This is a genomic window from Clostridium thermobutyricum DSM 4928 (genome assembly GCF_002050515.1).
Classification (GTDB): domain Bacteria; phylum Bacillota; class Clostridia; order Clostridiales; family Clostridiaceae; genus Clostridium; species Clostridium thermobutyricum.
In genome coordinates this window covers 207,178-228,642 of record NZ_LTAY01000037.1, presented here as the reverse complement: position 1 = coordinate 228,642, position 21,465 = coordinate 207,178, and the positions used below count along the sequence as shown (strand labels likewise).

General features: G+C 24.0%; 20 protein-coding genes and 1 pseudogene. All 21 read left to right on the top strand.

The window, feature by feature from the left end; all coding sequences use genetic code 11:
- Positions 1–926, top strand: a 926-nt coding sequence (locus tag CLTHE_RS08160) for an ABC transporter permease (RefSeq protein ID WP_143324041.1), incomplete at its 5' end; no start/stop codon positions are given.
- On the top strand, positions 926–1,888 hold the full coding sequence (locus CLTHE_RS08155) for an iron chelate uptake ABC transporter family permease subunit (RefSeq protein ID WP_080022810.1): 963 nt from the start codon (positions 926–928) through the stop codon (positions 1,886–1,888). The genes CLTHE_RS08160 and CLTHE_RS08155, both read left to right, overlap by 1 nt.
- Complete coding sequence (locus CLTHE_RS08150; RefSeq protein ID WP_080022809.1) at positions 1,885–2,640, top strand: iron ABC transporter ATP-binding protein; 756 nt, start codon at positions 1,885–1,887, stop codon at positions 2,638–2,640. Before CLTHE_RS08155 ends, CLTHE_RS08150 begins: the two co-directional genes overlap by 4 nt.
- A gap of 16 nt (positions 2,641–2,656) precedes the next feature.
- Positions 2,657–3,616 carry a siderophore ABC transporter substrate-binding protein gene (locus tag CLTHE_RS08145; RefSeq protein ID WP_080022808.1) on the top strand — a complete coding sequence of 320 codons (960 nt, stop codon included), beginning with the start codon at positions 2,657–2,659 and terminating at the stop codon, positions 3,614–3,616.
- A 197-nt stretch (positions 3,617–3,813) separates the two neighbouring features.
- The gene (locus CLTHE_RS08140) at positions 3,814–4,359 is read left to right on the top strand and encodes a PH domain-containing protein (protein WP_080022807.1); all 546 of its coding nucleotides are present in this window, start codon (positions 3,814–3,816) and stop codon (positions 4,357–4,359) included.
- A gap of 109 nt (positions 4,360–4,468) precedes the next feature.
- Positions 4,469–5,023: a sugar O-acetyltransferase gene (locus tag CLTHE_RS08135; RefSeq protein WP_080022806.1), complete on the top strand. Its 555-nt coding sequence runs from the start codon at positions 4,469–4,471 to the stop codon at positions 5,021–5,023.
- Positions 5,024–5,274: 251 nt separating this feature from the next.
- The gene (locus CLTHE_RS08130) at positions 5,275–6,363 is read left to right on the top strand and encodes an iron-containing alcohol dehydrogenase family protein (RefSeq protein WP_080022805.1); all 1,089 of its coding nucleotides are present in this window, start codon (positions 5,275–5,277) and stop codon (positions 6,361–6,363) included.
- Between the two features lie 84 nt (positions 6,364–6,447).
- Positions 6,448–8,334, top strand: a complete 1,887-nt coding sequence (locus CLTHE_RS08125; protein WP_080022804.1) for a molybdopterin-dependent oxidoreductase — start codon at positions 6,448–6,450, stop codon at positions 8,332–8,334.
- Positions 8,335–8,476: 142 nt separating this feature from the next.
- Complete coding sequence (locus CLTHE_RS08120; RefSeq protein ID WP_080022803.1) at positions 8,477–8,737, top strand: FeoC-like transcriptional regulator; 261 nt, start codon at positions 8,477–8,479, stop codon at positions 8,735–8,737.
- Positions 8,738–8,740: 3 nt separating this feature from the next.
- Complete coding sequence (locus CLTHE_RS08115) at positions 8,741–8,962, top strand: FeoA family protein (RefSeq protein ID WP_080022802.1); 222 nt, start codon at positions 8,741–8,743, stop codon at positions 8,960–8,962.
- Positions 8,963–9,015: 53 nt separating this feature from the next.
- Positions 9,016–11,007, top strand: a complete 1,992-nt coding sequence (feoB, locus tag CLTHE_RS08110) for a ferrous iron transport protein B (RefSeq protein ID WP_080022801.1) — start codon at positions 9,016–9,018, stop codon at positions 11,005–11,007.
- 287 nt (positions 11,008–11,294) lie between these two features.
- Complete coding sequence (locus CLTHE_RS08105) at positions 11,295–11,831, top strand: cysteine hydrolase family protein (protein WP_423237261.1); 537 nt, start codon at positions 11,295–11,297, stop codon at positions 11,829–11,831.
- 13 nt (positions 11,832–11,844) lie between these two features.
- A pseudogene (locus CLTHE_RS08100) lies at positions 11,845–11,976 on the top strand (YjbQ family protein); the annotation flags it as partial.
- A 159-nt stretch (positions 11,977–12,135) separates the two neighbouring features.
- Positions 12,136–12,438, top strand: coding sequence for a DUF3784 domain-containing protein (locus CLTHE_RS08095; RefSeq protein WP_080022799.1), 303 nt, complete (start codon positions 12,136–12,138; stop codon positions 12,436–12,438).
- 113 nt (positions 12,439–12,551) lie between these two features.
- Positions 12,552–12,863 carry a hypothetical protein gene (locus tag CLTHE_RS08090; protein WP_080022798.1) on the top strand — a complete coding sequence of 104 codons (312 nt, stop codon included), beginning with the start codon at positions 12,552–12,554 and terminating at the stop codon, positions 12,861–12,863.
- A gap of 166 nt (positions 12,864–13,029) precedes the next feature.
- Positions 13,030–13,419 (top strand): ACT domain-containing protein, encoded by a 390-nt coding sequence (locus CLTHE_RS08085; RefSeq protein WP_080022797.1) that lies wholly within the window; start codon positions 13,030–13,032, stop codon positions 13,417–13,419.
- A gap of 165 nt (positions 13,420–13,584) precedes the next feature.
- Positions 13,585–14,367 (top strand): SDR family NAD(P)-dependent oxidoreductase, encoded by a 783-nt coding sequence (locus CLTHE_RS08080; protein ID WP_080022796.1) that lies wholly within the window; start codon positions 13,585–13,587, stop codon positions 14,365–14,367.
- A 359-nt stretch (positions 14,368–14,726) separates the two neighbouring features.
- The gene (locus CLTHE_RS08075) at positions 14,727–16,076 is read left to right on the top strand and encodes an FAD-binding oxidoreductase (RefSeq protein WP_080022795.1); all 1,350 of its coding nucleotides are present in this window, start codon (positions 14,727–14,729) and stop codon (positions 16,074–16,076) included.
- Between the two features lie 124 nt (positions 16,077–16,200).
- On the top strand, positions 16,201–17,580 hold the full coding sequence (selA, locus tag CLTHE_RS08070) for an L-seryl-tRNA(Sec) selenium transferase (protein ID WP_080022794.1): 1,380 nt from the start codon (positions 16,201–16,203) through the stop codon (positions 17,578–17,580).
- 15 nt (positions 17,581–17,595) lie between these two features.
- Positions 17,596–19,491 carry a selenocysteine-specific translation elongation factor gene (gene selB, locus CLTHE_RS08065; protein WP_080022793.1) on the top strand — a complete coding sequence of 632 codons (1,896 nt, stop codon included), beginning with the start codon at positions 17,596–17,598 and terminating at the stop codon, positions 19,489–19,491.
- 30 nt (positions 19,492–19,521) lie between these two features.
- Positions 19,522–21,456: an FUSC family protein gene (locus CLTHE_RS08060; RefSeq protein ID WP_080022792.1), complete on the top strand. Its 1,935-nt coding sequence runs from the start codon at positions 19,522–19,524 to the stop codon at positions 21,454–21,456.
- Positions 21,457–21,465: the final 9 nt, after the last annotated feature.

Genomic DNA, 21,465 nt, shown 5'->3' with positions numbered 1-21,465 from the left:
TACTTATATTAATAATTTTATCTTGTTTTTCTCTTTTTATAGGAGTAAAAGATATTGGGATAAAAGATATATTTAATTTGGATATAGAAAAATTAAATATTTTATTTATAAGTAGATTTCCTAGATTAATTTCTATATTAGTAGCAGGAGTTGGAATGAGTATTGCAGGGGTTATAATGCAACAAATTAGTAATAATAAATTTGTATCTCCAACTACATCAGCAACAATAGATTCAGCAAAACTTGGAGCATTATTTTCAACAATATTTTTTGTACAAGTCGGGATATTAGGAAAAATGTTAATATCATTTATTTTTTCTATTTTAGGAACTTTTATTTTTATGAAAATAATGAAAAAAATAAAAGTAAAAGACAACATTTTTATACCATTAATAGGAATAACTCTTGGAGGAGTAATAGGAGCAGTTACAGATTTTATAGGTTATAGATTTAATTTAATTCAAAATATGACAAGCTTTCTTCAAGGAAATTTTTCAGGAGTTATAAGGGGAAATTATGAATTAATACTACTTAGTATACCTCTTCTCGTTATATCAGGTTTATATGCTAGTAAATTTACAGTAATAGGAATGGGAGAAAATATATCAACTAATTTAGGAGTAAATTTTGAAAGGACATTAAATATTGGAGTGGTTATTGTTTCTATAATATCATCTCTAGTAGTAATTACAGTAGGAAGTATTCCTTTTGTTGGGCTTATAATACCGAATATTGTATCAATTAGAAATGGAGATAATTTAAAAAATAATATTTGGGAAATTGGAATTTTAGGAGGAATTTTTCTATTAACATGTGACATAATTGGGAGATTAATAATATATCCATATGAAATCCCTATAAATTTAATAGTTGGAGTTATAGGAAGTTTTGTTTTCTTATATTTGATTTTTAGGGGAGAGAAATAATGAGAGATTTACATAAAGAAGATAAAAGAAAATTAAGTATTTTATTTTTTACATTAATAGTAGTTGTTATTATGTTTATTTTTATAGGATTAAATAAATTAAATTATGATTATAGTTTAAATTTAAGATTAAAAAAGATATTTGCTATATTTTTAACTGGAATTTCTATAGGCACATCAACTGTACTTTTTCAAACTGTTACGAATAATAGAATTTTAACTCCAAGTATTATAGGATTAGATTCTTTATATAATATGATACAAACTTTAATAGTATTTTTATTTGGAATAAATAGTTATTTCTTTATTGATAAAAATATTAATTTTGCTTTAAGTACAGCAGTTATGGTTTTATTATCAGTAATATTATTCAAAGTATTATTTAAAAATGATAAAAATATTTATTTTTTATTGTTAATTGGAGTTGTATTTGGAACACTTTTTAAAAGTTTATCTATGTTTATGCAAGTATTAATAGATCCAAATGAATTTGATGCACTAACAAATAAAATATTTGCAAGTTTTAATAATATAAATTCAAATATATTACTTATTGCAGTAATAGTATTACTACTTATTATTCCTTTTATATGGGATGATTTAAAAAAATTAGATGTTATGCTTTTAGGAAAAGATATATCAATAAATTTAGGAGTAAATTACGATTATTTAGCAAAAAAGATTTTAATTATTATAAGCATATTAATATCAATATCTACGGCTTTAGTGGGTCCAATAACTTTTTTAGGATTGCTTTCAGCAAATATTACATATACAATTTTAAAAACTTATAAACATACATATATCATTTTAGTTTCTTCTATTGTAAGTGTAATCGCATTATTAGGTGGACAATTATTTGTAGAACGAATATTAAATTATAAAAGTACAGTAAGTATAATAATCAATTTTATAGGAGGTATATATTTTATATTTTTATTAGTAAGGAGTAGAGAAAAATGATAAGAGTGGAAGGATTAAATAAGTCTTATGGAAATAAAAAAGTTGTAAATAATGTTTCTTTTAATATAGAAAAAAATAAAATAACTTCTCTTATAGGTCCAAATGGTGCAGGAAAAAGTACAGTATTATCAATGATATCTAGAACAATAAAAAAAGACTCAGGAAAAATTTTTATAGATAACAAAGAATTATCTTTATGGAATGACGATGATTTATCAAAAAAAATAGGAATTTTAAAACAAAGTAACAATATAATAATGAGATTAACTATACAGGAATTAGTTGAGTTTGGTAGATTTCCTCATTCTAAAGGTTATATCAATAATGAGGACAAAATTATAGTTAAAGAGGCATTAGAATATATGGAGTTATACGAGATAAAAGATAAATATATAGATGAGCTTAGTGGAGGACAATTACAAAGAGCTTATATTGCAATGGTAATTGCACAAGATACAGAATATATTCTTTTAGATGAACCTTTAAATAATCTTGATATGAAGCATTCAGTTAATATGATGAAAAGGCTAAAAAATTTAGCTGAGGAAAAAGATAAAACTATAATAATAGTTTTACATGATATAAATTTTGCATCAAAATATTCAGATAATATAATTATCTTTAAAGAAGGAGAAGTGATAATAAATGAAACTAAAGAAAATGTTATAAAAAAAGAAATCTTAGAAAATGCTTATGAAATTGATTTTCACATTCATGATATAAATACAGATAAAATATGTGTATATTTTTAAAAAGGGGAGATAGAATTTGAATAAAAAAATATTAATAGGAATTTGTGCAGTAATTATAGGAACTTTAGGAGTAGGATTTGGAATAAAAAAAGCAAATGCAAAAAGTGATATGGAGTTATCAGGTGCATCTAAAAAAGTTGAAACTATTGAAGTAAAACATAGATATGGAACTACAAAAGTTCCAAAAAATCCTGAAAAAGTTGTTGTATTAGATTATTCATCTTTGGATAATATGAAGGTTATGGGAAAAGAAGCAATAGCAATTCCAAAAGAAAATTTACCAACATATTTAAGTGAATATAAAGATGACAAATATGTAGATTTAGGTGGTCTTAAAAACTTTAATATAGAAAAAATAAATGAGCTTAAGCCAGATTTAATAATAATAGAAGGTAGACAAGGAAGTTTTTATGATGAATTATCTAAAATAGCACCTACAATAGGATTAGGAACAGAAAATAATGATCACTTCAAATCATTAAAAAACAATGTTAAAATTCTTGGAGAAATTTATGACATGGAAGATTTTGCAGATAAGCAATTAGCTGAAATAGATAAAAGTGTTCAAGAAGTAAAAGAAAAGGTAAAAAAAGAAAATAGAAATGCTTTAGTTACTATGGTTTATAATAATGAAATTACAGTGTTTGGTGAAGTATCAAGATTTGGAAGCATTTATGAGCAATTTGGGTATGGCACAGCTGACAAAGATATAGATAAGGCTGATCATGGACAAACTATTTCATATGAATATCTTTTAGATAAAAATCCAGAATATTTATTTGTAGTAGATAAAGAAGTAATAGGAAATAATAAAAATGCTCCTAAAGCTAAAGATGTTTTAACTAATGATTTAACAAAAAATATGAATGCATTTAAAAATAATAAAATTGTATACTTAGATACAAATGTATGGTATTTAGGGGGACCAGGAATATTAACAACTAAGGAAATGATAAAAGAAATGCAAAATATATAGTTTATAAGGAATAATCATTTAATGGTTATTCCTTATTTATATTTACTAAGGATAAAATTGATGTAGAAAATAAATATAATATTACTAAAATGGAAAATAAAAATAAATAATATATATTATTTAAAAAGTTATGATATAATGGAAAAAATAAAAATATGTATTATTTAGAAATTTATAGTTAAAAAGAAGGTTTACTTATGAGAAATAAAAAATATGTTTTTGAAAAAATAAGATATATGGAGAATTCGAATAGATTTAGTAAAAAATCTGTTGAGCAATTGCCAAACTTATTAGGAGAAGAGGAAGAACTTATTTTTTCAATAGATGGATTTTATGAGAACAACAGATGGTTAATAAATTTAACAGATAAAAGATTATTATTTGTATATAAAGGTTTAATTGATCTTAAAACAAAAAATATAAGCTTAGATAAAATAGAATCTGTTGAATTTGATAGTGGGTTAGTTTTAGGGAGTGTAAAAATTTGGATAGGTGGAGAATTTATATTAATATCAAATGTTTCTAAGCCTTCAGGAAGAAGCTTTGTTGAAAAAGTAAATAATCAATTAGAATATTTTAAACAACAACTTTATCAACCTAAAGTAGAATATAAAGAAGAGGAAGCTCCTAAAATTAAAGAAGATTTAGTTGAGAAATTATTACAACTTTCTAATTTAAAAGAAAGTGGAATTTTAACAGAAGAAGAATTTCAAATAGCTAAACAAAAAGTATTAAATAGTTAAATATCTTTTGAAAGAGAGAGGTTATTAAATGATTCATCTAAAATTTATTTATATGAAAATGTAAATAAATTATAGATGAATTTATTATTATAGTTAAAAGGAGAGAATAATGAGAGAAAAAGAAAAAATGATTTTAGGTGAATTATATGATGCAGGAGTACAAGAATTAGCAAATGATAGAGAAAATGCAAAAGAATTATGTTTTGAATATAATAATTGCAGACCTAAAGAAAAAGATAAAAAGGAAGAAATAATAAAAAAACTTTTTGGAAAGGTTACAGGTAGTTTTTGCATAGAGCCTAACTTTTTTTGTGATTATGGTTATAATATAGAAATTGGAAATAATTTTTATTCAAATCATAATTGTGTAATTTTAGATTGTGCAAAAGTAACTTTTGGAGATAATGTGTTTATTGCTCCAAATTGCGGATTTTATACAGCTGGACATCCTTTAAATAAAGACATTAGAAATAGTGGATTAGAATTTGCAAAAGAAATAAAAATTGGAAATGATGTATGGATAGGTGGAAATGTGGTAGTTTTACCAGGTGTTACAATAGGAGATAACGTGGTAATAGGAGCAGGTAGTGTTGTAACAAAAGATATTGAATCCAATTCAATAGCAGTGGGAAATCCATGTAAAGTAATAAAAAAGTGTCCATAATAAAATGTAGATAATTGTAGTAAAAAAATTTGAAATCAACAATTATGAACGAATATGATTATAAATGAATAAAAAAGAAGGAAGAAAATGATTTCAAAGTCATAGATTAAATAAGGTGGTTAATATTTCTAAAAAAATTCTAGTTAAAATTTAAATAAATAATATTTAAGAGAAGAATCTCAAGTATTGATTATATATTGAGTTTTAAATAATTTTTAGAATTAGAATATTAAGAGTAGGAGGGATTGTATATGAAATTTTTTATGCCAACAGAAGTTTTAATAGGTAAAAATATAGTAAAAGAAAATAGTGAGAGATTTAAAGCTTTTGGTAAAAAAGCATTAATAGTTACAGGAAAAAGCTCATCTAAGAAAAATGGATCACTAGATAATATAATAGAAGTTTTAACTTTTAATAAAATAGATTATATTATATTTGATGAAGTAGAGGAAAATCCTTCAGTTGAAACAGTTTGTATAGCTAGTGAACTTGGGAAAAAAGAAAATGTTGATTTTATTATAGGAGTAGGTGGAGGGTCACCAATAGATGCATCTAAAGCTATTTCTATAATGATTAAAAATAGAGAGTTAACTAAAGATACAATCTTTACAGAGGAAAAATTAGATGGAATTCCTCTTATAGCAGTTCCAACTACTTGTGGGACAGGAACAGAAACAACACAGTATTCAATTTTAACTGATAACAAAGAAAAAATAAAAAGAAATTTAGGACAAGAAGTCTTTCCAAAATTATCTTTGTTAGACCCATTATACACAATGAATATGCCTTTAGAAACTACTAGAAATACAGCTATGGATGCCCTTTCACATATTATTGAAGGATATTTAAATACAAATAGTACAATAATAACTGATGGAATAGTGAAGATTGCATTAGAAGAATTTTCTAAAGCTATAGATGGACTTATAAAAGGTAATTTAAGTTTTGAAGATAGAGAAAGTTTAGCAATAGCTTCTAATTTAGCAGGAATAATAATTGCTCATACAGGAACTTCATTGCCACATGGTCTTGGATATGCACTAACTTATAATAAAGGAGTGCCACATGGACTTGCAAATGGTTGTCTTTATATAGAATATTTGAAAGTATTTAAAAATAGAGAAAAAGTAGATAATATATATAAGCTTTTAGGATTTAGGAATGAAAATGAATTAGAAGACTTTTTAAGAATAATTGGGAAAGCTGAAGTAAATGTAATAGAGGGAGAATTAAAAAGTTACACAAAAGAATTTCTAAAAAATAAGTCTAAGCTTAAAAATCATCCAGAAGATATAACAGAAGAAGAAATATATTTAATTTATAAAAATAGTCTTTTATAAATAGAAGGGAAGAGAGAATAAAATATTTTTATTCTCTCTTCTTTTTTGTATAATATTATAAAAGATTAAAAGAGGGGTGGTTATTTGAAAAAATATAGTAGTGCATGTACATTAGATTGTTTTGATTGTTGTAAATTTAATGTTTATAAAAATGAAGATGGAGAAATAAAAATAGAAGGAGATAAAAATCATCCATTTACAAAAGGGATAATATGTAAAAAAGGTCTCTATCATAAAACTTTTTTGAATCATCCTAAAAGAATTAAAAAGCCAATGTTAAAAAAGAATGGTGAATGGACAGAAATATCTTTTGAGGAATGTATAGATATTTTTGTTAGTAAATTAAAAGAATATAAAAAAGAAAATATTCTTTATTATGAACAGTACGGAAATGGTGGAGTTTTAAAGAGTATAGGAGATATTTTCTTTAACTTTTATGGAGGAGCATTAAAACAAAAAGGTGGTCCATGCTGGAGTGCGGGAATAAAGGCACAAAAATTTGATTATGGTATAGCTTTAAGTCATAGCTTAAGTGATATGAAGAATAGTAAAAATATTTTTGTGTGGGGAAAAAATCCAGCAAATACAACAATACATACTCTAAAAGAGATAATAGAAGCTAAAAAAAGTGGAAGTAAAATAATAGTTATAGATCCAATAAAAAATGAGACATCTAAATTTGCTGATATTTACATTAGAGTAAAACCCGGTGGAGATTACTATTTAGCTTTAGCAATGGGAAAAATAATATTAGAGAAAAATTTAGAGGATAAAGAGTTTATAAAAAATAATACAAAATATTTTGAAGGCTATAAAAAATTATTAGAAAAAACATCTATTGAAGAATTATCAAAAATGTCAGGAGTAAGTATAGAAAATATAAATTTACTAGTAAATCTTTATGTAGAAAAATATTCTTCAATACTTTTAGGATATGGTATTCAAAAATATAAAGTTGGAGGAAAAGCTGTAAGGGCTATTGATGCCCTTTGTGCAATTACTGGACAAATAGGAAAAAGTGGTGGTGGAGTAAGTTATGCAAATAAGCTTTATTCTGGAATATTAAATACTGATCCTTATTCAAGTGAAAAGTTTGCTAAGAATGAAGAATTTTTTGTAAGTGATTTAGAAGATATTATAGAAGAAAAAAATGTTAAAATGGCTGTTATAACTAAAAGTAATTTACTAAATCAGCTACCAAACTTAAATAAACTAACTAATTCCTTTAAAAAAATTAATTTTAAAGTTTGTTTTGATATATTTATGACAGATACAGCTAAGCATTGTGACTTATTTATTCCAAGCACAACAACTTTAGAAAGTGAAGATATAATATTTAGTTCTATGACTAACCCATATATTACTTATATAGAGAGAGTAGTTGAACCAGATAATAAGTTTATGGATGAATATTACTTTTTTCAAGAGGTAGCTAAAAGATTAGATATTAAAGATTATCCTTTTGTATCTAAAAGAGAGTATATAGAAAAAATAATAGAAAATTTAGATGAATCTATTGAAGATATAAAAAATGGTTATATAACTAAAGAAATAAGAGTGCCTTGGAGTAGTTTGAAGTTTAAAACGCCTTCTGAAAAATTTGAATTTGGAGAATTTTTTATTTCTGAAGAAAAAGAAGAAAAAGGATTTAATTTATTAACAACTCATACAAAAGATAGTTTGTTTAGTCAACATTTTATAGATGTAGATGAAATAGCAATTTGTTATATAAATTCTTTTGAAATGGAAAAATTAGATTTAAAAGATAATGATATAGTAAAGCTTCAATCTAAAAATGGTGAGATAAAAGTAAAAATACAAAAAGATGATAAAGTTTCTGATAATACAGTTATGATGCATATTGGTTGGTGGGAAAGAAGTGGAAATCCTAATTTTTTAACTAATTCTGATATATCTGATATAGGTGGGCAAGTGGCATATAATGAAACAAAAGTATTTATAAAAAAATAAGAAAATTAAAAGCATAATGTCTATGTTTAAGAGGCGTTATGCTTTTTTTGTTTGAGAAAATAAAAATCAATTGAAATTTACTTGCAATTACAAAATGAAAATGTTAATATAAATTCATAAAAAGTTAAAAAATGGAGGAGAAATGATAAAAGAAATATTAAATGATTTAAAAAAGAATGGTGATTTTTCTTCTAAAGCAATTAGTAGGAATTTAAATATTCCTAAAGAAATAGTTGATGATATGAAAGATAAACTTATTAAAATGGGGTATTTAGAAAAGAAAGAATGCAATGAAAGTATGTGCAAAGGATGTTCTTGTGGATGTTCAAATAGAGAATTAAATAAGAGCTTAGAATGGATTATAACAGAAAAGGGAGAAAAAATTATTAATAGGGGGAAATAGAAAATGACAAGTTTAGATAAGTTATCAATAGGTGATGTTATGACAGTAAAAGGATTAGATAAAAATAGTAAGGTTAGAAGAAGACTTTTAGATATGGGTATTACAGTAGGAGCTATGATAAAAGTTAGAGGAAAAGCACCTTTAGGTGACCCAATAGAAATAGGAGTTAGAGGATATAGGCTTACTTTAAGAAAAGAAGAAGCAAGTATAGTATTAGGAGAGTAATTTTTTTTGAAATTTTATTGATAATGATAATCTTTTAAATGAGGGGGATAAAAATGAAAAGTATAGCTTTAGCTGGAAATCCTAATAGTGGAAAAACAAGTTTGTTTAATACATTAACAGGGTCAAAACAGCATGTAGGAAATTGGCCAGGGGTAACTGTTGAGAAAAAAGAAGGAATTTTAAAATATAAAGGAATAGATTATAAAATAATAGATTTGCCTGGAACATATAGTTTAGGAGCTTATTCAGAAGATGAAATTATAGGAAGAAATTATATTTTAAGTGGAGAATCAGATGTAGTAATAAATGTAATAGATAGTACTAATATAGAAAGAAATTTATATTTAACTTTGCAGCTTCTAGAGATGAATATTAAAGTTATATTAGCTTTAAATATGATGGATTTAGCTAAAAATAAAAATATATTTATAGATAAGAAGAAATTATCTAAAGAATTAGGAATTCCAGTAGTAGAGACTATTGCTTTAAATTCAAATGGAGTAAAAGATTTAATAGAAGAAGCAGTAAAAGAAAATATAAATGGAAAGCCAATAGATATTTCTTATGGCGAAGATATTGAGAAAGAATTAGAAATTATATCAGAAAAAATAGATATTAATCTTGTATCAAAAAGATGGCTTGCATTAAAATTAATTGAGAATGATAGCTATATAGAAGAAATAACAAAAGTTTCAGAAAACAAAGATTTAAAGAATACCATTGAATCTGCTAAAAAAAGAATTGAAGAAAAGCTAGGATTTGAAGGTGAAATGGAAGTAGTAAATAAAAGATACGATATTATTTCTAATATAATTTCAAAAGCGGTAAAAAGAGAAGAAGAAAAAGAATCTTTAAGTGATAAAATTGATAAAATTGTAACAAATAAATATTTAGGGTTACCTATATTTGCTGGAGTTATGTTTATTCTTTATCAATTAACTTTCTTTATAGGAGCTGGATTACAAGAGTTTGTAGATGGAGCAATATCTACAATAGGGGAAAGAGTAGCTGAATATTTAGTGACTTTAAATACTTCAGAAATTTTTATTAATATTTTTGTAGATGGAGTTTTTGGTGGTGTAGGAGCTGTATTATCATTTTTACCTTTAATTATGACAATGTATTTGTTAATTGGACTTTTAGAAGATAGCGGATATATGGCTAGAGCAGCTTATGTTATGGATAGACTTATGAGAAAATTAGGACTTCATGGAAAAACATTTGTATCTATGCTTGTAAGTGTAGGATGTAATGTTCCAGGTATAATGGCGACTAGAACATTAGATAATAAAAAAGATAGAATGATTGCAATATTAATAAATCCATTTGTGTCTTGTGGAGCAAGATTACCTATATATGCTCTTTTTATAAGTGCATTTTTTGAAAAAAATAGAGGATTAATATTATTTAGTATTTATACACTTGGAATAATTATGGCACTTATTATGGGAAAACTATTTAGTAAAACATTATTTAAAGGAGAACCATCTTATTTTGTTATGGAACTTCCAAATTATAAAGTTCCATCAATAAAAAATGTTTTATTATTAATGTGGGATAAAGCAGGAGCATTTTTAAAGAAGGCAGGAGTTGTAATTTTGCCAATGATGATTGTTTTAGCCGTTTTATCAAATTTCCCAATTTCTATTGAAGGAAGTGAAGTTGATTCTTTATTAGGTTTAATAGGAAGTTTTATAGCACCAATATTTGCTCCAGCAGGATTTGGAACATGGCAAGCTTCCATTGCTCTTATAACAGGAATTTTAGCAAAAGAAACTGTAGTAGGAACTATGGGATTAACTTATGCAGGAGTTGAAGAAGGTGCAACAGTAGTTGCAGCAATTCAAGGTGCATTTACACCATTATCAGCTATGTCATTTATGGTTATGTCACTTTTATATACTCCATGTTTAGTTGCTTTAGGAGCAATAAAAAGAGAAACAAATTCTTGGAAATGGACTTTGTTTGCTGGTGGATATACTTTTTTAATAGCATGGGTAATGTCAGTTTTAATATATCAAATAGGTTCTTTATTAGGATATTAAGATGTAATGTAAAAATTCTACAACTTTTAAGTCGTAGAATTTTTTTTATAAATAATTATGATTATAAGTAAAGTAATTATTTATAAAATAATAAGTTGAAGAGCTATTATAAAAAGATATCAATATTAAATTTTTAGATAATAAAGAATATTAGTACTTAATTGAATATGAACTTTTATTTTATATCATATTCTTATAACTTTTTGAGAGTAATTCTAATATATTCTCTTACAATTTATTGATTAAAGTTTCCTTGAAGGATATAATTGTAAAAAAAGGGGGTTATTATGAATACAGCGCTTTTAATAATAGATGTTCAAAACGCATTAGTTTTAGATAAGCCATTTGATTTTGAAAAGATTAAAAATAATATAAAGTTGTTACTTAAAGCTTCTAGAAAAAATGGGTTAGAAGTTATTTATGTCAGACATAATGATAAAGAAGGAGAATTAAAATTAAATTCTTATGGATGGGAAATCTATGATGAAATAAAACCTAATAAAGGTGAAGTTATAATAGAAAAAAGTTATAATTCAGCTTTTAAAAATACAAATTTAAAAAATTATTTAGAAAGCAAAAATATAAGAGATTTAATAATTACAGGTATGCAAACAGAGTATTGCATAGCTACTACTTGTAAAGTAGCTTTTGAATATGGTTTCAAAGTTATTATACCTGAAAAAACTAATACTACATTTGATAATGGAGATATATCAGCAGAATTTTTATATGAATATCATAATTATAGTATTTTAAATAATAGATTTGCTAAAATTCAAAATATAGAAAAAGTTTTAAAGTTTATAGAAAATTATAAAAATTAAATGTTAATATATTACTGTTGGAGCTTCACAAAGCTTTATTATTAATGAAGGTAATATTATATTAGGAATTTGGCAAGAAATTTATTTTTGTGAATTTGATGGACCAAGAAATAGAAATTTTTATGTGAAAATAATAGAAGGATAATAGGAAGTTTAATATAATATAACAAAGATAATTTTATTAATATACTTAGCCATGAAATTAGAGGTATAACAAAAATTTTAACATTAATATACATAAAGTATTTAATTATAGATAAAAATACCTATGTTAATATAAAATAATTTAAAAGGAGAGAGGTTTATGAATTTTTTTATTGGAATAAACTTTGTTCTTGGATTAGCATGTATATTTTTAGGATATCAAATAAAATTTAAACATCGAATTAAACTTATTAATGGATACAAAACTAAAAATCTAATTAATAAGAATTTATATACTAATTGGGTTGGAGCATCAGAACTTGTGATTGGATTTTTAATTTTAGTGACAGCTTTTATTACAATTTCAATTAGGTCAGTTGCATTTATTAGTATTACTGATATAACTCTTATAGGTATATTAATACTATTAATAATGGATGGAGAAAAAAAGTATTCAAAATAAAAGATATACTAAAATCTATTTTTCCTTAAAGAGATTTATATAATTAGTGAGTATATAAAACTAATTATAGTATAAACTATAAAAAGATAAATTGATTTTAGGAGTGGATTTAAATGATTACAAGGATTTTAAAATTTGAAAAAGAAGAAGTAACTAAGATAAATAATCTTTTTAAAAATAGCAGTATAAGTGATTATACAAATAAAGGAGAAGGCGGAAATATAATTTTAAAAGAGTATGAAATTGAGGATACTGATATAAAAGTTATTTTTAGAGTATATGTAAAAGATGAGCGTGTAATTAGCTCTTTAGAAATAAGTGAAAATGGAAGTTCAGATTTTGAAGAGATTTCTTATATAGAAGAAAAAAGTTATGATATGAAAGTAAATGGAAATTCAATAAGAATTAAATTTGAAATTGAATAGTAAAATAGGCTGTATTTTTTATAAATACAGTCTATTTTTTATTAATTTAAAATAAAAATTAGTTATATTTTAGAAAAAGATGAAATAAGAATTTTATTTAATAAAAAGTGAAAAATTTATATTATAATATTTTTATATGAGAATATTATGGAAGGAATAGATAAAAATGAATAATAAGAAGCTAAGCCTTACTTTATTAAAAGAAAAGTATTGTGTATGTAGATTAAATAAAGATGATGAAATTCCAAGTTGGGCTTTAAAAGGAGAATTTTATTCTATAACAAGAACTGAAGATGAGTTATCAATAGTTTGCGTACAAGATAATTTAAAAAGTAAAATTAAATGTGAGAAAAATTGGAAGATATTAAAGATAGATGGACCATTAGATTTTTCTTTAATAGGAATTCTATCTAAAATAAGTGTATTAATGGCAGAGAACGAAATAAGTATTTTTGTAGTTTCTACTTATGATACTGACTATATACTTATAAAAGAAAAAAATTTAGAAAAAGCTATAGATATATTAAAAAATGATAATTATAAAGTAATAAGATAGTTATAAAAAAATAAGTACATTTTAAAAATGTGCTTATTTTTTATTTTTAGTATACAGATATTTATAATATAAAAAATTTATATTAATTTTTTTGAGGTGAATAAATTTATCTTTTAATATGGATTATACTAATAATATATATTTATTTTACAAAGGAGAAATAATATGGATACAGTTCTTATAACAGGTGGAACAAGTGGAATAGGATATGAACTTAGTAAAAGATTTGCAAAAGATAATTTTAATATAATTTTAGTGGCAAGAGATGAAGAGAAATTAAGAGATACTAAAAGTGAATTAATAAATATAAATAATAATATAAAAGTTTTTACTATAAAAAAGGATTTGTCTAAAATTGGAGCAGGAAAAGAAGTTTATGATGAGGTTAAAACTTTAAACCTTGTTGTAACTCATTTAGTTAATAATGCTGGATTTGGGGCTATGGGAAAATTTAATGAAATTAAATTAGAAAAGCAACTTTCAATGATAAGATTAAATATTTCAGTATTAACAGAGATAACATATTATTTTTTAGAAGATATGAAAAAATTAAAGAGAGGAAAAATATTAAATGTGGCTTCTTTGGCTTCATTTACGCCTGGACCATATATGGCAGTTTATTATGCAAGTAAATCTTATGTTCTTTCTTTTTCACAAGCACTTAAAGAAGAATTAAGATTTTCTGGAATAACTGTAACAGCACTTTGTCCTGGACCAACTAAAAGTGAATTTAGTAAAAGAGCTCATGCTAAAAAATCTATATTATTTGTTATGCCTATGTCAACTAAAAGAGTTGCTAGAATTGGATATTTAGCTATGAAAGCTGGAATTTCATTTATTGTTCCAGGGTTAATAAATAATGTTTTTGCCTTATGGCTTAAATTAACTCCATCATTAATAAATTCTCAGTTAGTAAAAATTACATCTATTAAAACGGGAAAAGAATAAGAATATAATAAAATATTATTTAAATAAATAATATTAATAAAAAGGACTTATTTTATGAAAAAAAAGTCCTTTTTATATTATATTTAAAAAAATATGGAATAAAATCTATCAATAACATTCAATAATCATTCAATAATATTCAAAAATGTGGATAGTAAATACAAAAAAAGGATATATTATGTACAAAATTAATTCGAAAATATATTAATTAATAAATTGACACAGAATAACAAAAAGCTTGATAATTAAAGGTATTTAAGTTTTAAGTAAAGATTTAACATAATAAAGCGTTAAATAAAGTTTTGGTTATAAAATATATCTAGTATAATAGATATAAAAGTTGACAAGAAGGTGATTAAATGAAAAAATTAGATTTTTCTTTTTTAAAAGGAGAAGTATTCTATAAAGATACAAATACATATGAAGAAAAAAGAATGGCATGGAACAGAGCTATTGATAAAAAACCTACAGCTATTGCTTATTGCGAAAATATAGAGGATATAAAAGGATGTATAGGATTAGCTAGAAAAGAAGAATTAAGTTTTAGAATAAGATCAGGAGCTCATCATTATGAAGGATTTTCTACAGGGGATGATGTTTTAGTAATTGATGTAAGCAAAATGAATAATATAGATATTGATTTAGAAAAAAACACTGTAACAATAGAAGCTGGTGTTAGAAATAGAGAATTATATGAAGCTATAGGAGAGCATGGAATTCCATTTCCAGGAGGAGGATGTCCAACAGTTGGAGTAGTTGGATATACTTTAGGGGGAGGATGGGGATTCTCATGTAGACATTTAGGACTTGGAATTGATAATTTAATTTCATTAGAAATGATAGATTACAACGGAAATTTACTTTATGTAGATAATAATAAAAATAAAGATTTATTTTGGGCTTTAAAAGGTGCAGGTGCAGGAAATTTTGGAGTTGTAACTTCTATGACTTTCAATCTACCTAAAAAAGAAGAAAAAGGAACTTTAATTGTTTGTGAAATAAAAAACACAAATTTAGATATATTAAAGAATGTCTTTAAAGCATGGGATAAAAATATAAAATCTCTTGATGAAAGATTAAATATGAAAATAGCTTTTTATAATGATTTAAATAAAGGTATAGGCGTTAAGATAACAGGAATTTTTTATGGAGAAAAAATAGAAGCTGAAAAAGAAATTAGAAAATTATTATTAGATTATAATTGGGAATTAGATTTAAGGGAAATGAGAATTTTAGATATAAATAGATGGATACAAGATTCCCATCCAGATTATGAAAAATACAAATCATCAGGAAGATTTGTAAAAGATTATTATGAGGATTTTGAAATAGAAAATATATTAAATATATTAAAAGAAAGAGCAGAAGGTTCTGTTTATACAGCAATTTCTCTTTATGGATTAGGAGGAAATGTATTAAAAGAAAATAAAGAAGATTCTGCATTTTTCTATAGAGAATCTAGAGGAATATTAGGATTTCAATCTGTTTGGGAAGAAGATAAATTTGCAAATATAAATAAAAAGTGGATTGTCGAAAACATAAAGATAATAAAAGAATTAACAAAAGGATCTTTTGTGAGTTTCCCTTTAGCAGAGTTATGTAATTATGAAGAAGAATATTTTGGAGAAAATTCTAAAAGATTAAAAGAAATAAAGAAAAAATATGATCCTTTAAATGTGTTTAATTTCGAACAGAGTATAAAATTATAAATGTTAAATTGGGACAATCTAAATTAAAAGATTGTCCTTATTTTATATATAATTTTGTTAAATTTTTATAAAATGTTTGTGATATACTTGATGGTAGAAATTATTAATCATAGGGGATAGTAAAATGAAAAAAGATTTATTAAGAGCTTTACCTAAAACAGATAAGCTTTTAGAAAATGAATGTTTAATTGAAATAATAAATAAGTTTGGACGAGAAAATGTATTAATAGAGATAAGAAATATTTTAGAAAATTATAGAAAAAATATTTTGAATGATAAATTAAAAACATATATTTCTGATGAAATAATAATAAAAGATATATTTATGAATCTAAATAATAAATATGAATCTACAATAAAAAAAGTTATAAATGGAACTGGAGTTATAATACATACAAATTTAGGACGTTCTCTTTTAAGTGATAATGCAATAAAAAATTTAAATAAAGTGATGTATAGCTATAATAATTTAGAGTATGACATAAAAAAAGGTGAAAGAGGTTCAAGATATTCTCATGTTGAAGAATTATTAAAAAATTTAACAGGAGCAGAGGGCGCTTTAGTTGTAAATAATAATGCAGCAGCAGTATTACTTGTTTTAAATGAATTTGCAAAAGAAAAAGAAGTTATAGTTTCAAGAGGTGAATTAGTTGAAATTGGAGGTTCATTTAGAGTTCCTGATGTAATGGAGATGTCAGGAGCTAAATTAAAAGAAGTAGGAACAACTAATAGAACACATAGAAGAGATTATGAAAATTCAATAAATGAAAATACGGCAGCACTTTTAAAAGTGCATAATTCTAATTTTAAAATAGTAGGATTTACTCATGAAGTTTCTTCAAAGGAAATTGGAGAAATAGGAAAAGAAAATAATATTTTAACTATTGAAGATTTAGGAAGTGGAGCATTAATAGATTTAAATGAATTTGGAATTGAAGAGAAAACAGTAAGTGATGTTATAAAATCTGGAATTGATATAGTTACATTTTCAGGAGATAAGCTTTTAGGAGGGCCACAAGCAGGAATAATAGTTGGAAAAAAACAATATATAGATAGATTGAAAAAAAATCAACTTTTAAGGGCATTAAGAGTAGATAAATTTACTCTTGCATCATTAGAAGGGACATTTTTCAGTTATTTAGATAAGAAAAAAGCTATAGAGGAAATTCCTACTTTAAATATGATAAGTATGTCTTTAGAAAAATTAGAGGAAAGAAGTATTAAATTAAAAGAAGTTATTCAAAACTCTAATAAAGATATAGAAGTTAAAATAGTTGAGGAAAATGATTATATTGGTGGAGGAACATTACCTATTCATAAATTAAAAAGCTATGCTATAAGTTTATCTAAAAAAAATACAAATGCTGAAGAAATAGAAAGAAAGCTTAGATTTTATAAAATTCCCATAATAGGGAGAATTCAAAAAAATGAAGTTTTAATACATTTGAGAACTTTAAAACTTGATGATTTTGATATAATTGGTGAAGCTTTAAAGGAAATTTAGAAAGAGGGGATTATAATGAAGCATATAGTATTAGGAACATCAGGACATATTGATCACGGAAAAACATCACTTATAAAATGTCTTACTGGGTTTGATACAGATACATTAGAAGAAGAAAAAAGAAGAGGAATAACAATTAATAATGGATATACAAATCTTAAGATAGATGATGAATTAAATATTGGAGTAATTGATGTTCCAGGGCATGAAAAATTTATAAAGAATATGGTAGCGGGAGTATCATCTATAGATTTAGTTCTTTTTGTAATAGGAGCAGATGATGGAATAATGCCACAAACAAAAGAACATTTTAGCATATTAAAAACTTTAGGAGTTAAAAATGGAATAATAGTATTAACTAAAGTAGATTTAGTAGATGATGAATGGATTAACTTTATAATAGATGAAATAAAAGAATTTACTAAAGGTTCTTTTTTAGAAAATGCAAAAATAGTAAAATTTTCTTCTAAAACAGGAGAAGGTTTAGATACTCTTAAAAGCGAAATAAAAAATATTTCTAAAAATATTGAAGAAAAAGATAGAGAGGCCCTTTTTAGAATGGGGATTGACAGAGTTTTCACAATCAAAGGATTTGGTACTGTTGTTACTGGAACTGTTTTGGGTGGGCGTGTTTCTATAGGTGATAATTTAGAATTATATCCTGGAAAAATGAAATGTAAAGTTCGTGGAATACAAATTCATGGAGTAGATAAAACAATTGGAGAAGCTGGAGAAAGATGTGCCATAAACTTAACTGGAATTGAAAAAGAAGATGTTAAGAGAGGACTTATTCTTGGAGAAGAAAATAGAGAAGTGAGTAGTTATATAATAGACGCAAAAATCTATTTATCAGATTATATTGAAAAAAATATAGTTAATAGACAAAGAATAAGACTTAATCATGGAACAAAAGAAGTTATAGGAAGAATAATTTTATTAGATAGAGATGAGCTTAAAAAAGGAGAAGAAGCTTATTGTCAAATAAGATTAGAAGAAGAAATATCATCAAGAAGTGGAGATAAGATAGTCATAAGAAATTATTCACCAATAGAAACATTAGGTGGGGGAAGCGTTTTAGATGCAAAGGCTAATAAATGTAAAAGATTTAAAGAAGAATATATAGAGAATTTAAAGATAAAAGAAAGTGGTAGTTTAAATAAAAAAATTGAAAATTTAATAAAGGATTTAAACACTATAGTTTCTCTTAATGATATAAAAAATGAAATAAATAAAGAGGAAGAAGTTATATTAGATTCATTAAAAGAGTTAGAAGAGGAAAAAAGAATAATAGCTTTAGATAATATGTATATTCACAATAGATTTTTATTAGATAAAAGCGAGGAACTAGTACAACTTTTAAATAAATTTCATTTAGAAAATAGTTTAAAAATAGGAATGAAAAAAGAAGAAATAAAATCTAAGATTTTTAATAAAAAAATTAAAAAAGTTTACTTTGAAGAGTTATTAAAATTAATGGAAAAAAGAAATTATATAAAGATACAAAATAATTATGTAAGTAAATATGATTTTGTTGTTAAGTTAAATTTAGCACAGAAAAATATGAAAAATGAACTTTTAAATTATTTTCTAGAAGATGGATTTAAAACAAGAAAATTAAAAGAAATATTAGATAAGCAAAGAGATAGAAAACTTTGTTTAAATATATTTGAATATCTAAAGGAAGAAGGTGAGCTTATAGAGTTAAGTGAAGAAGTTATTTATACAAAGGTGTATTTAGATAAAGCTTTAGAAGAGGTTAAAAAGTTTTTAGAGAAGAACACTTATATAAATTTAAGTGATCTAAAAGAAATATTAAATATTCCAAGAAAATATTTAATAGCAATATTAGAGTATAGTGATAAAATACTTTTAACAGAAAGAACAGAAGAAGGAAGAAAGCTTTTAGAATAAGCTTTAAAATGACAAAATAGAGGTGCAAAAATGAATAAGAGCTCCGTATTAAGAAATGGTGGAATATTTCTTTTATCAATGACGGCGATATTAATTTCAATATTATTTTTAGGAAAAGACAATTTAATGGTAGGAGCAAATGCAGTATTTTTACTTGTCGGTATACTAAATAAAAATTTTTCAAATGCTCCAATAAAAAGTATAATAAAGGTTTCTGTACTTATGATGTTCATAGGTGCATTACCATTTTTCGTTAACATAAATGTATATTCAGGTTTATTTATCAATTTTATAGGAATTTTTATACTTTTATATGCAATAGTATATAATCTAAATAAATCTATATATTATCCATTTTTATTTGGATATACACTTCTTTTAACAAGTAATGTAGAAGGAAGGGAACTATTATATAGAGTTTTAGCATTAGGTTTTTTAGGGATAATAGCAGTTTTATTCCAGCTGTTTTATTCAAAGGTTTGTGAAAAAAATCCTATGAGTGGCCTTAAAAGAAGCTTAGACTTTTTAATAACATATATAGACGATAATGATATAAAGAATTCAAATAAAAATTTAGAAGCTTTTAAACAAGTTAATGCTTCTTGGAGTAGAGAACTTTTAGAATATAAAGGAAGAAGCTTCTATTTAAATTATAAAGAAAATCTAGAACTTAACTTAATAGCTCTTTTAGATAAGTTAGAAGATATAAATAGTAAAATAATAAATAAAGACATATATTATAATATAAATAACATAGAAGAAATACATAAAGATTTGAGAGATATATTAAAAAATATAAGAAGTTTTATATATGGAAATATATCTGAAGAAAAATTGGAATATTACATAATTAATTATTTAGAAAAATACAAAGATAAAAATAACATTTATATTTTTGAAATAGCAAGTACAGTAGAAACATTTAAAAAATTAGTAGTGGATCTTTGGCAAATAGAGCAAGGTGAACTAAAAGTTAAGAAAAAACTTAGATATAAAGACATAAAAGAAAGTATAAAATTAATAAAAGAAGATTTTAATACTAAATCTGTAAGATTTGTATTTTCATTTAGGACAGCTCTTATTATTTCTATAATTTATTTTATAGTAGAGTACTATCATATAGAATATGGTAAGTGGATAATATTCACTATAGCATCCGTTTCACAACCATATAATGAGACAGTAAGAAATAGGGCAAAAGAAAGAATACTTGGAACTCTTATAGGTGGAGCAATTTATTACATATTATCTTTAATATTTGTTCATGAATTTGAAAGAATAATTATTATTTTAATAGCAGTTTATTTATATATTCATTTTAAGAAATATATGCAAAATGTTATTATGATAACAGTTATGTTTTTAGGATTAGCAACAGTTAATATAACTAATGCAACAGTTGCAACAGAATGGAGAATAGTATTTATCCTTATTGGAAGTTTAGTAGTTTTACTAGGAAACAAATATATATTCCCATATAATCTTAAAAAAGAAACAGTTGTTTTATTAGAAAAATATATAAAATGTTGTGATGAAGCTTTTAGAAGTGTTGTAAATATATATGATAATAAAGATGAAAGAGAAAAAATAAAAAATATAATTCTTCATGGAAGAGCTTTAGAAAACAAAATTATTCTAAATAAACTTTTAGTTAATAATACAGAGATTATGAATTTAATGGATAATGAAAGAATAATAATAAATAGCATACAAAATACTTTTAATTTAGGAGAATATTTTGATATAAGATTAAAACTAAATGGTAAAATTAGAATGAAGTGTATAAAATCTTTAATAGAAAAGCAAATAAATAAAGAGGATATAAATTTAAATAACTATTTAGAACTTTCAGATAACAATTCAGAAAAGCTTATATATAAAAATATGTATGAAATGGCTAGAGCAAAAAGAGAGATAATTGATATTGAGAAAGATTTAGATATTAAATTAACTTTAAATAAATAATAAAATAAG